14 protein-coding genes are annotated in these 12,094 nt (G+C 66.0%); 12 read left to right on the top strand and 2 right to left on the bottom strand.

From position 1 onward, the window contains the following. Positions 1-76: 76 nt before the first annotated feature. Entirely contained in the window at positions 77-352 is a 276-nt protein-coding gene (locus ACRCUN_RS00660; protein ID WP_462139733.1) for a hypothetical protein, read from the top strand. A gap of 6 nt (positions 353-358) precedes the next feature. Here the strand turns inward: ACRCUN_RS00660 and ACRCUN_RS00655 are convergent, their stop codons facing one another. After that, positions 359-808, bottom strand: a complete 450-nt coding sequence (locus tag ACRCUN_RS00655; RefSeq protein ID WP_462139732.1) for a nitroreductase family deazaflavin-dependent oxidoreductase — start codon at positions 806-808, stop codon at positions 359-361. A gap of 9 nt (positions 809-817) precedes the next feature. Beyond that, positions 818-1,507: an HAD family hydrolase gene (locus tag ACRCUN_RS00650; protein WP_462139731.1), complete on the bottom strand. Its 690-nt coding sequence runs from the start codon at positions 1,505-1,507 to the stop codon at positions 818-820. Between the two features lie 211 nt (positions 1,508-1,718). Here ACRCUN_RS00650 and ACRCUN_RS00645 point away from each other — a divergent pair, with 211 nt between their 5' ends. From ACRCUN_RS00645 to ACRCUN_RS00595, 11 genes are all read left to right on the top strand, one after another. Beyond that, positions 1,719-2,477, top strand: coding sequence for a response regulator transcription factor (locus ACRCUN_RS00645; RefSeq protein ID WP_462139730.1), 759 nt, complete (start codon positions 1,719-1,721; stop codon positions 2,475-2,477). Between the two features lie 230 nt (positions 2,478-2,707). Continuing rightward, the gene (locus ACRCUN_RS00640) at positions 2,708-4,336 is read left to right on the top strand and encodes an ABC transporter substrate-binding protein (RefSeq protein ID WP_462139729.1); all 1,629 of its coding nucleotides are present in this window, start codon (positions 2,708-2,710) and stop codon (positions 4,334-4,336) included. A gap of 10 nt (positions 4,337-4,346) precedes the next feature. After that, positions 4,347-5,306 carry an ABC transporter permease gene (locus ACRCUN_RS00635; RefSeq protein ID WP_462139728.1) on the top strand — a complete coding sequence of 320 codons (960 nt, stop codon included), beginning with the start codon at positions 4,347-4,349 and terminating at the stop codon, positions 5,304-5,306. Next, entirely contained in the window at positions 5,303-6,250 is a 948-nt protein-coding gene (locus ACRCUN_RS00630) for an ABC transporter permease (RefSeq protein WP_462139727.1), read from the top strand. Before ACRCUN_RS00635 ends, ACRCUN_RS00630 begins: the two co-directional genes overlap by 4 nt. Then, the gene (locus tag ACRCUN_RS00625) at positions 6,250-7,131 is read left to right on the top strand and encodes an ABC transporter ATP-binding protein (RefSeq protein WP_462139726.1); all 882 of its coding nucleotides are present in this window, start codon (positions 6,250-6,252) and stop codon (positions 7,129-7,131) included. Before ACRCUN_RS00630 ends, ACRCUN_RS00625 begins: the two co-directional genes overlap by 1 nt. After that, positions 7,121-7,930, top strand: coding sequence for an ATP-binding cassette domain-containing protein (locus ACRCUN_RS00620; protein ID WP_462139725.1), 810 nt, complete (start codon positions 7,121-7,123; stop codon positions 7,928-7,930). Before ACRCUN_RS00625 ends, ACRCUN_RS00620 begins: the two co-directional genes overlap by 11 nt. Further along, complete coding sequence (locus tag ACRCUN_RS00615; protein ID WP_462139724.1) at positions 7,927-9,318, top strand: amidase; 1,392 nt, start codon at positions 7,927-7,929, stop codon at positions 9,316-9,318. The genes ACRCUN_RS00620 and ACRCUN_RS00615 overlap by 4 nt, the downstream gene beginning before the upstream one ends. A gap of 14 nt (positions 9,319-9,332) precedes the next feature. Then, positions 9,333-9,530 (top strand): hypothetical protein, encoded by a 198-nt coding sequence (locus ACRCUN_RS00610; protein ID WP_462139723.1) that lies wholly within the window; start codon positions 9,333-9,335, stop codon positions 9,528-9,530. 33 nt (positions 9,531-9,563) lie between these two features. Next, positions 9,564-10,970 (top strand): amidase, encoded by a 1,407-nt coding sequence (locus ACRCUN_RS00605; protein ID WP_462139722.1) that lies wholly within the window; start codon positions 9,564-9,566, stop codon positions 10,968-10,970. After that, the gene (gene ureE, locus ACRCUN_RS00600) at positions 10,967-11,428 is read left to right on the top strand and encodes an urease accessory protein UreE (RefSeq protein ID WP_462139721.1); all 462 of its coding nucleotides are present in this window, start codon (positions 10,967-10,969) and stop codon (positions 11,426-11,428) included. Before ACRCUN_RS00605 ends, ureE begins: the two co-directional genes overlap by 4 nt. Continuing rightward, complete coding sequence (locus tag ACRCUN_RS00595) at positions 11,425-12,084, top strand: urease accessory protein UreF (RefSeq protein ID WP_462139720.1); 660 nt, start codon at positions 11,425-11,427, stop codon at positions 12,082-12,084. Before ureE ends, ACRCUN_RS00595 begins: the two co-directional genes overlap by 4 nt. The last annotated feature ends 10 nt before the right edge of the window (positions 12,085-12,094 follow it).

Below are 12,094 nucleotides of genomic sequence, written 5' to 3'. Positions count from 1 at the left end.
TCATCGGCACCTTTGGCGGGTATGAAACGAGCCGCGATGGTGCGCGCCGCGCATCACCTGACGAGGAGAGGCCACAATGAAGCGGTCAGCAGGCGTGTTGTTCTCGGGATTGGTCGCGGGCGTACTGCTCGCGGGATGCTCTCCCGCAGTCACCGGCGGTGACACCACCTGTGAAGACTTCCTGGGCCAAGACGAGAAGACGCAGAACGATGCGGTGGCCAAGATGCTGAAGGACGAGAAGGGCACCGACGCGGCGCAGCTGGAGATCACCGGGACGCGGCTGTCGGTCCAGACGTTCTGTCAGACGGCGGGCAAGCAGGAAAGCAAGATCAAGGAGGCGCCGCACCTGTAGGCGCGGTTACACCGCATCGAGCCGGAACACCGGGCAGCGGCCGGCGAGGGCTTCGAACTCGTCCGGATGTGGCCCGGTGACCAACCCCGCGTTCTTCATGAAGCCGACGCCGGTGGGCACCAGGATGGGAAATTCGCGCAGGAGCGGTCGTGCCTGCTCAGCGGGGATTTCCACCATCCTGACCCGCTGGGCGCGGCGGCCGTGGTGCACAGTCGCCTCACCGGCGGCGCGGACGTTGGCCGTCCAGTCGGCACCGGGCAGGCCGCCGACGACATAGCGTTTTCCATCGACGGTCATCGGCGTCACCGGGGTCGAGCGTGGTTTACCCGACTTACGGCCCGGCACCGTCAAGACCATCGGACCCTTGTCGCCGCCGACGCCGAGCTTGTTCAGCCCGATCATCACCTTGTTGACGTATTTGAGCCACCACGGTGGCCGGATACGTTCGGCTGCCATGCGGCCAGCCTAGGCCTGGATCCCGAATCCTGTCAGCGCCGTCTGCAGCCCGTCAGCCCGCTCGGCCGTGGGCAGCGGGTCGACGAGGGCGAACTGGCAACCGACGGCCTTCGCGCCGCCGTCGGCTTCCTCGCTGTCGCCGACCATCAGTGCGTCCTGCGCGGCGACCCCGAGCCGGTCCAGTGCCGTGGTGAAAATCGCGGCGTTGGGTTTGACCGCGCCGACCTCGAACGACAGGATGAACTCGTCGACGTCGTCGTCAGCGCCGATCGCGGCGAACGCGGGCCGGACGTCGAACGCGATGTTGGACACGATCGCGGTCTTGATGCCTTGTCTTTTAAGGGTTTTCAGCACAGCTGCGCTGTCGGGGTACGCGGTCCAGCTGTCGGGGTCGATGACCCGCGCGTACAGCTCTTCGGCGTGGTGGTCGGTGAGCCCGGATTCGCGCAACACATGCAGGTACGCCTCGCGGTGCAGGTGCGGCGCCAGGTCGCGGTTGACCCAGGCGTGGTACTGCTCGTCGCTCATCTGCACCGAGCGTCCGGTCGGCGCGGTGAGCCGCCGCATCAGCTCGGCCTGCACATGCCCGTCGACCTCGCGTTCGTCGACGGCGATTCCCGCGAACCAGCTCTCATCCTCTTCAAGGCGGAACAACGTCCCCGAGAAGTCGAACAACACTGCCTTGACCATGACAACCATGTTACGAACATGCGCCAGTATTCTCCGGTTCGTTACGGAACGCCAACGCCGGCAGGCGAATTCGGATGGTCCGAACAGGAACGAGCGAGTAGGGCGTGTGGGGCATGTCACGTGGGGCGTAACGGCGAGGAAACAGTCCCTGAACGTTCTCGACCCTCAGCCGTAGTCGACTACGTATACGCGGGCTGTTACGTGGGAGGAGAGCGACGACATGACGATGGCGGCCATCGAGCCAAGGGACTTCGCTGCGATTGCCGCTGACATGGCTTCCACCGACACAGGTGTTCGCGTCCGCGGTGCCATCGACTTCCTGCGCATGGAGGCGCGCTTCGACACGTTTCTCCTCGCCTACAAAACGCCGGGCTCGAAAGGGTTCAGCCTGGTCAAATCCGTTGGGTACTCCGATGCCGTCGCGGGGTATCTGAGCTCCGACATCCAGGCCAAGCCCGAGTTCTCGCGGCAGTTCGCCGATCACACGCGGGTGTGGGACTGGGTCGACGTGCCCGAGTTCGCCGACTCGTACAGCGGCGCGAAAGTACTGCGTCCCGAAGGCTTCAGCAACGGGTTTCTGATGGTCTTGCACGACGGGGCCGGCGATGTGGTCGGAATGTGCCAGGCCAACATGGAGCGGCCCGAGTTCACCGTGCGCAGCAGAGACCTGGTGGAGAAGGTGCGGCCGCTGTTCACGAAGTACGTGGCTCGTGTGCGGGCGAGGGCCCATACCCGGCTGACACCTCGGGAACAAGAGATCCTCGCCCTCCTGCGCGGTGGCCTGTCGAACGCGGAGATCAGCGACCGGCTCTACTTGTCGCCGCGGACGGTCAGCACCCACGTCGAGCGCGTGCTGCGGAAGCTCGGCGTGGCCAACCGCGTGGCAGCCGCGGTGCAGGCCACGGAACTCGAACTCGTCAATCACATGCACACCATGACCGCGGTACCGCCGCCGCGGCTCAGCGGGGCCGGCTTCTAACCGGCCGCGGTCCCATCGCACGGGTGGCCGGAGGTGGCCATCCGTGCTATTCGTGTGTCGGCGTAACTATCTGTAAGACAGTAGTTTTGGCGAATATTACGTCGGATGACGTATTCCGCCTGGGCCGTTGCAGTCCTTACGGTTGACATCGAACTCGTTGGGTACCACTGCTCGCCGCGGCGCAGTACGTACTCCGACGGCATCGCCGACCACGCCCGGAGGATCCACGGATGACGGACGAGCCGCGACGACGAATGCGGCGCTTGGTTTTACGGTTACTGGCAGTCGGTGTAAGCGCGATCGTCGGGATCGCCTCACTGGCCGGCTGCTCGCGCGGACCTGTCCACACGGGCAACGTGTTCGTGATCGCGATCGAGTCGGAGGCCGACATCCTCGATCCGCAGGTGGCAGGCGGATGGGTGACGTGGCGGATCAATCGTCAGATATTCGAACCGCTCGTCGATGAGGACCTGAGCATCCCGTCCGAGCAGGCGACGGTTCCGCCGTTGCGGCCCGGTCTCGCCGAATCCTGGGACATCTCGGCCGACGGCCTCGAATACACCTTCCACATCCGTCGCGGCGTCGAGTTCCATGACGGCACACCGCTCGATGCGCAAGCGGTCGAGTACAACATTCGCCGGATGTGGGACAAGAACTCCCCGATGTACTCGGCCAGGGCGGCCGGTCAGACCAGCTTCGTCTGGAAGTTCGTCGATTCGGTAACGACCGTCGACGATCACACTGTCAAAGTCCGCCTGACGCAGCCGTTCTCGGAGTTTCTCCGGATGCTCGCGCAGGGCGGTAACGGCTCGACGGCGATCATCAGCCCCACCGCGCTGCAGACCTACGGTGACGACATCGCCGACCACCCGGTGGGAACGGGGCCGTTCAAGTTCAAAGAACGTATCCGCGGTGAACGGATCGACCTCGTACGCAACGACGACTACTGGGGCACGGTCCCGGCGATCGACGGCGTGGTGTTCCGGCCGCTGCCCGACCCGTCGGCGCGGACCGCGGCGCTGCGGTCCGGTGACGTCGACATGATCGCGGTGCCGAACCCCGACAGCATCGACAACCTCGTCAACGAGGGCTATCAGCTGTCGGAGGGGACGCCGCCGCACACCTGGTATCTGTCGTTCAACATGAAGGACCGCTACACCTCGATACCCGAGGTGCGCGAGGCGATCAACCTGGCCGTCGACCGCGAGGGCATGGCACGAGACCTGTTGCGCGGCTCGGTGAATCCGGCGTACGGCGTTCAGGCCCTTTCGGCGGGCGGCTATGTCGAGCGCAGGGACGCCTACGAACGCGATCTGGAGAAGGCCAGGAAATTACTGGCATCGGTCGGCCTTGGCGACGGGTTCGAGACCACGCTGATCACCTCGACCGACGGCTCAGGCCAGATCATGCCGGCCCAGATGGCCGAGTTCATCCAGCAGAATCTCGCCGAGATCGGGATCAACCTGCACATCCAGACCCAGGAGTGGATCTCGTATCTGGGCGTGTGGGCACGGGGTATGCAAGACGGTGTCGGCATGGCCCAGATGTCGTGGGGCATGACCAGCCCGTACTGGCTCTACATCGTGACGTCCTCGGAGTTGCAGGCGCCCAACGGACCCAACGTCGGCTACTACGCCAACCCCGCGCTCGACAAGGCGATGCACAACGCGATCACCGCGCTCGATCCGGACGAAGCCGACCGGTGGTGGCGTGAGGCCAACAACATCGTGAGCGACGACGCGGCCCTGGTTCCCATCGTCAACGACAAGGCACCGTACGTCCTTGCCCCCTATGTCTCGGGATTCGTCTCGGCGAGCGAGGAGTGGTACGACCTGACTTCTGTGCGGCTAGAACAGTGAGGCTCGAACAATGACCGGAGTGATCGGAAGCCGGCTGCTGTCAACAGTTCTCGTACTGTTCGGCGTCAGCTTGATCGTATTCCTGCTGCTGCAACTCGTTCCGGGCGATCCGGCTGTGACCATTCTGGGTTCGGGTGCGACGGCGGAGGCGGTGGCGGCACTGCGGACTGAGCTCGGGCTGGACCGGTCGTTGCCGGTGCAGTTCTTCGACTACCTGGGCGGGTTGCTGCACGGGGACCTGGGCCGGTCGCTGACCATCAACGCGCCCGTCACCGACATCATGGTGCCCCGCTTCGCCAACACGATGATCCTCACGGTGGCCGCACTGGTGTTGTGCATCGTGGTGGCGGTGCCGCTCGGGGTCATCGCAGCGCACAAGCAGTACAGCATCTTCGACCGCGCCTCGATGGTCATCTCACTGGCGGGTGCGAGCGTGCCGGTGTATTGGTTCGGCCTGCTGCTGATCGGTGTCTTCGCCATCACGCTCGGCTGGCTCCCGACGTCGGGCATGTACAACCCGCGATTCCCCGGCGGGCCGGGAGACCTGCTGGCCCACTTGATCCTTCCCGCGATCGCGGCCGCACTCGTGCCGCTCGCGGTGATCGCCAGGATGACGCGCAGCGTGATGATCGACATCCTGCAGCAGGACTACATCCGCACGCTCCGCGCCTCGGGTCTGTCGACCGCCTCGGTGCTGTGGCGCCACGCACTGCGCAACGCCTTGCCGCCGATCGTGAACATCATCGGCCTTCAGGTGGGTTATCTGCTCGGCGGCGTGGTGTTCGTCGAAGTCGTGTTCGGCTGGCCCGGTCTCGGCCAGCAGCTCTACACGTCGATCACCCAGCGTGACATCCCGGTGGTGCAGGCCGGTGTGCTGTTCATCGCGCTGGCCTTCGTGATCATCAACCTCATCGCCGACGGCGCGGTCGGCCTGCTCGATCCGCGTACCAGAAGAAAGGTCGGAGCATGAACGCCCTTGCCGCGGCGGCCGCCGGGCGCCGCGCATTTCCGAGAGTCCGCCGATCGTCGGCGGGCGGGCACGTTCCCGCCGAATCCGACGCTCCGAAACCCCAGTGGCGCTTAGCCGTCCGCGCCTTCAGCCGCGACAAGATGGCCGTGGTGTCGCTGGCCGTCCTTGTGCTTGTGGCGCTCGCGTCGATCTTCGCGCCGCTGCTCACGCCGTACAGCCCGACCGCGGGTGACCCGGTCGACCGGCTCGCCGGTATCGGTACGGAGGGGCATCTGCTCGGACTCGACGGCCAGGGACGCGACATCTGGACCCGGCTGCTCTACGGCGGCCGCAACTCGTTGACGGTGGCCGTGGTGCCGATTCTCGTGGTGTTCCCGCTGGCCCTGCTGATCGGGCTGTTCGCCGGTTTCAAGCGCAGCAGGGCCGGTGAGGTTCTGATGCGTGTGCTCGACGTGCTGTTCGCGTTTCCCCTTGTCCTGCTGGCGATTGCGCTGTCGGCGGTGCTGGGAGCCGGCCTGGGTAACGTGATGCTGGCGATCGGGATCACGCTCGTCCCGTACATGGCCCGTGTCGCCTACACCGCAACCGTGCAGGAGGCGTCGAAGGACTACATCGAGGCGGCGCGTGCCTACGGCGCGAATCCGCTGTTGCTGATGTTCCGTGAGCTGATGCCCAACGTCGTGGTGCAACTGCTCGTATACGCGACGACGTTGTGCGGTCTGATGATCGTCGTCGCATCGGGCCTGAGTTTTCTCGGCGTCGGTGTCATCCCGCCGACTCCCGACTGGGGCATCATGACCGCCGACGGCAAGAACGTGCTGCTCGAGGGCATCTATCACGTCGCAACGATCCCGGGCCTCGTCATCCTCGTCGTCTCGCTGGCGTTCAACCTCATCGGCGACGGCATCCGTGACGCACTCGATCCGCGAAAGCAGACCAGCTGATGACCAATTCGCTCGATGTCAAGAAGCTGTCGGTCGACTTTCACACCGACAACGGTGTGGTGCATGCGGTGAAGAACGCCGACATCAGGGTTCGGGAAGGCGGAATCCTGGGTCTGGTTGGCGAATCGGGCTCGGGCAAGTCGGTCACCTCGCTGGCCGTGCTGCGGCTGCTCGGCACCACGCGAGCCCGGATCACCGGTGGCGAGATCCTGTTCCGTGGTGAGAATCTGCTCGACAAGACCGACAAGGAAATGCGTGCCATCCGGGGTTCACACATCGGGATGGTGTCGCAGAACGCGTTGTCGGCGCTCGACCCGTCGTTCACGATCGGGTCGCAGTTGGTCGAGGTCATCCGGTTGCACCAAGGTGTGGACAAGGCGACCGCCCGCACGAAAGCGCTTGAGGCGCTTGAGCTCGTGGCACTACCCGACCCGAAACGCCGTATGAAGGCGTATCCGCATGAACTGTCGGGTGGTCAACGTCAGCGCGTGGTGATCGCAATCGCACTGGCGTGCCGGCCCGAGCTGCTGCTCGCCGACGAACCGACGACCGCCCTGGACGCGACCGTTCAGAAGCAGATTTTGGATCTGCTGGTCACGATCAACCGCGAGCTGGGAACGTCGATCTTGCTGGTGACCCACGACTTCGGCGTGGTGGCCCATGTGTGCACCGACGTTACCGTGATGCGCCGCGGCGACGTGCTCGAATCGGGGGCCGCCGAACAGGTGCTCAACAACCCTCAGCATCCCTACACGCAGGGGCTCATGCGCGCCGTGCCGAGGCTGCACCTCGACGATCAGACCCGGTCCATACCCCGCGCTGACCGCCGCCTGTTCGAGTTCCACGGCGACACCACCAAGGAGACAGCAGATGTCGCATAGAGAGGCGCTGGTTTCGGTCACCGACCTGAGGAAAGTGTTCGCCGTCCGCGGCGAGGACGGCAAACGCGGCGAGTTCGTCGCGGTCGATTCGGTGACCTTCGACATCCAGCGCGGCGAGACCTTCGGCCTGATCGGCGAATCCGGCTCGGGCAAGACGACGACGGGCCGGATGGTGCTCGGGCTGGAGAAGCCGACGTCGGGATCGGTCACGTTCGACGGCAACGAGCTGGTGGGACTGTCGGATCTGGATATGCGACGCTACCGCCGCCACATTCAGATCGTGTTCCAGGATTCCGGTTCGGCCTTCAACCCGAGGCGCAGCGTGGGTGCCCAGATCGCATATCCGCTCAAGCTCTTTCGCACGTGCTCGCCGGCGGAGGCGCGTACGAAGGTGGTCGAACTCCTCGACCGCGTTGGCATGCTGCCGTCCCACTACGACCGCTACATCCATGAATTCTCGGGCGGCCAGCGCCAACGCCTCGGTATCGCGAGGGCGCTGATCACCGACCCGGATTTCGTCGTCCTCGACGAGCCGACGGCCGCGCTCGATGTGTCCGTTCAGGCGCAGATACTCAACCTGCTCAAAGACCTGCAACGGGAACGCAAACTCACCATGCTGTTGATCACCCACAATCTCGCACTCGTCGAGCACATGTGCGAACACGCCGGGGTGCTCGACCACGGCAAGCTGGTCGAAGTGGGGCCCGTCGATCAACTGCTCACCGCACCGGCCACCGACATCACCCGCAAGCTCGTCGACGCCGTGCTCGAGCCCGAACTCGCAGGAGCCGCCCGATGACCGAATCGCTTGTGAGCCCGACCATCCCGCAGCTGCGGGGTCTCATCGACAGCGGCGATCTCGCACCCGTCGGCCTGGTCCGCAGTGCACTGGCGCGAGTTTCGCAGGTGGAGGACAAGATCCAGGCGTTCGCCGCGATCTTCGCCGATGAGGCGCTCGCGGTCGCCCAGCAGCCTCAACCCGACCGGCCGCACGGGCCGGCGCCGTTGTGGGGCATACCCGTCGTCGTGAAAGACATCTACGACGTGGCGGGTTACCGGACCGGCAATGGATCGCTCGGTGCCCCGGATCATCTGGCGGTGCGCGATTCCGAGGCCGTCCGGCGCCTGCGCGCCGCGGGCGCCATCATCCTCGGCAAGAGCACGACGCATGAATACGCATACGGCGTCAACACGCCGCCGACCCGCAACCCGTGGTCGCTCGACCGGATACCCGGCGGGTCAAGCGGCGGGACCGGCGCGGCGATCGCGGCGGGCATCACCACCGCCGGGCTTGGCACCGATACGGGCGGCTCGATCCGGATTCCTGCGGCACTGTGCGGTGTCACCGGACACAAACCGACGTTCGGCCTCGTCAGCCGCAGCGGGGTCAGCGCGTTGAGTTCCACGCTCGACCACACCGGGCCGCTCGGACGCACGGTCGACGACACTGTGGCTCTGCTGGAAGCCATCGCCGGACATGATCCCGCCGATCCGTACAGCTCGACCGCGCCCGTCGGTGACCTGCGGTCCGAGTACGAACGAGGGCTGGACGGCCTGACCGTCGGCGTGGCGGAGAAGTACTTCTGTGATCGGCTCGCCCGCGATGTGGCCGAGGTGTTCGAAGACGCGGTGCGGACCCTCGAAGGTGCCGGCGCAACCATCAAGTCGGTCGAGTTCACCGATGTCGAATTGTGCCCTGGCGTGGTGGATGTGGTGTGCGGGGTCGAGGCTGCGGCCTGGCACGCGATGCAACTCGGCATGCAGCCCGACAAGTTCGGCGCGGACGTGCAGGACGCCCTGCGGATCGGTGCGGCATACACCGGTGTGGAGTACCTCGAAGCACTGCGCGCCCGCGCCGCGGTGATCGCGGGCATGGATGCGCTGTTCGGGTCGGGCGCAGACCTGTTGATCTCGCCGACGATCGCGATGACCGCACCGCCGTACGGGTCGACCCACGTCGAACTCGGCGGCCGGACGGTATCGGTCCTCGCCGGCATCAACGCGCTGACCGTGCCGGCCAATGTGACGGGCATGCCCGCGCTCACGGTGCCGGCCGGCTTCGGCGCCGACGGCCTGCCCGTCGGGCTTCAGCTCATGGGCCCTCGCGGCGCGGACGCGACCGTGCTGGGTGCCGGACGGGCCTTCGAGGCGCTCGTCGACTGCGCAGCAAGAACCCCCGCATTGTGAAACAAGGAGATGTCATGCCCGACAACGATTTCAGTCCATCGCAAGAACAGGTGTCAGCGGCCTTCGAATTCGCCGGCGTTGCCGTGCCCGCCGACCGGGTTGCGGCCAACTACGAAACCTATTCGTCGACACTGGCGCTGATTCGCAAGGCCTCCGCACCGGGGCTGGGGGAGACCGTCCCGGCCGTCGGCTTCAAGGCGCACTGGGATTGATCGGTCAAGGTCAGAAAGGACACCCAAACCACCATGGAACTCTACGAACTTCCGTTGATCGAGGTCGCCGCGAAGATCCGCAGCAAGGACGTCTCGCCGGTCGAGGTTACCCAGTCGGCGCTGGACCGCCTCGAGGCGGTCCAGCCGACCCTTACCGCATTCGTCACCACCACACCCGAACTCGCGCTCGAGCAGGCCAAGCTCGCCGAGAAGGAGATCGGCGATGGCAACTATCGTGGCCCGCTGCACGGTATCCCGCTCGGGGTCAAGGATCTTTACGACACCGCAGGCATCAAGACCACCTCAAGCTCGGCGCAGCGGGCCGATTACGTACCGGACGCCGATTCGGCGTCGGTCGCCAAGCTGTACGACGCGGGTATGGTCTTGATTGGCAAGACCCACACCCATGAATTCGCGTATGGTGCAACAACACCCACGACAGGCAACCCGTGGGCACCCGAGCGCACCCCTGGTGGATCCAGCGGTGGTTCCGGGGCGGCCGTCGGTGCCGGCGTCGTGCACGTCGCACTGGGCAGTGACACCGGTGGCTCGATCCGGATCCCCGCGGCACTATGCGGGACGGTCGGCCTCAAACCGACGTTCGGCCGTGCATCGCGGGTCGGCGTCGCGTCGTTGTCATGGTCTCTCGACCACGTCGGACCGTTGAGCCGCAACGTGATCGACTCGGCCCTGGTGATGGCCGCGATGTCGGGCTTCGACCGTCGCGATCCCGGTACGGCGAACGTGCCGGTGCCCGACATGGTGACCGCGATCGACGCGGGGGTGGCAGGCAAGAAGATCGGCATTCCGGTCAACTACTACACCGATCAGGTGGCCCCGGAGGCGGCCGCGGCCGCACAAACCGCAGCGGCCAAGTTCGAGGGACTCGGCGCCGAGCTGATCGAGGTCGAGATCCCGATGGCCGAGCACATCGTGCCGACCGAGTGGGCCATCATGATGCCGGAAGCGACTGCTTATCACCTTGACTATCTGCGCAATTCACCCGACAAGTACACCGACGAGGTGCGAATTCTGCTGGAGACGGGCGCGGCCCAGCCCGCCACCGACTACGTCAACGCGCTACGACTGCGCACCCTGATCCAGGCCGCGTGGAAGGACATGTTCTCCTCGATCGACGTGTTGTTGGCGCCCACCGTTGTCGCGCCCGCGACACTACGATCAGACCCGTTCGTCCGGTGGGCCGATGGTACGGTCGAGGCGGCCACCGCTGCCTACGTGCGCCTGTCGGCACCGGCGAACGTGACCGGCCTGCCGTCGTTGTCGGTGCCCGCCGGATTCAATACCGACGGGCTGCCTTTGGGCGTTCAGATCCTCGGCAAGCCGTTCGCCGAGCCCGAGATCCTGCAATTCGGCTACGCGCTGGAGCAGAGCACCGACGTCGTCGGGAAGATCGCGCCGGTACTGGCCGAGGTGGCGTGACGACGGTGACCACCGGCCCACGGATTCTCGACGGCATCGTCGGTTGGGCGACCGACGATGCCGTCGCCGGGCGGTTGCACGAGCTGCGGCATCGCCACGCGGTCGAGTACGTGCATCTCGATGCCAACGACCTCGACCGAAGGCGGCTGCGGGTGACCTCGGACGCCGGCACCGACTACGCCGTGATCCTCACGCGTGACAGCGCCCTCGGCGACGGTGCGGTCCTGCTGCTCGACGCCGATCGGGCAGTGGTCGTGCGGGCGGGTGCACCGCAGACCTTGACCCTGCGCGCCAACGACCTCGCCGCCGCGCTCCGGCTGGGTTTCCTTGCGGGCCATCTGCATTGGAAGGTCGACCAGCACGACGACACGCTGGTGGTCCATGCAGAAGGGCCGCAGGCCGACTACACGGCGCGCATCGCCGAACTGCTGGATACCGGCCGCGTCGAGTTGCGATGACCGATCGCGGGCAATTGCTGGCCGGAATCCGGTTCGGCGACAGTGCCTTTCCATCCGGCGGGTTCGCCTTCTCGTCGGGGCTCGAGGGCTCTCATCGTGACGGGCTGGTATGCGACGAGGACGACGTGACGGCGTTCGCCGCGGAGCAGCTCGGCGGCAGGTGGCACCGGTGCGACCGGGTGTTGATGCGGCGAGCCTGGTCGGAGCGCGACCCGCGTGCCACCGACGAATTCGCCGAGGCGCTCGCGTCGATGTCGGTGTTACGGGACGCATCCCGCCGGGCCGGTGCGGCCACGCTGGCGACGTTTCAGGCGGTGGTCGATCACGGTGTCGCCGAATACCGCAACCGCGTGCTCACCGGGACCGCGCCCGGCCATCTGCCGGTGGCGCAGGCCGTGTGCTTTCGCGCCGCCGGCCTCAGCCTCGACACCGCCGAGGCAGTCGCCGCGTGGCAGGTCGTCTCGGGAATCACCAGTGCCTCCTTGCGTCTCGGCATCTGCGGGCACCTCGGTGCGCAGCGCGTGCTGACGGCGCTGAGCCCGGCGCTGCTCGACGTACTGCGCCGTGATCCGCCCGATGAGCCCGCCGCGTTCACCGCCTATGCCGACATCGCGGCCCAGCGCCGCGGAGACGGTGTGCGGCTGTTCGCCAGTTGACCTCGAACCG

The sequence above is a fragment of the Mycobacterium venezuelense genome (genome assembly GCF_054919535.1).
This window is presented reverse-complemented; position numbering and strand designations above follow the sequence as displayed.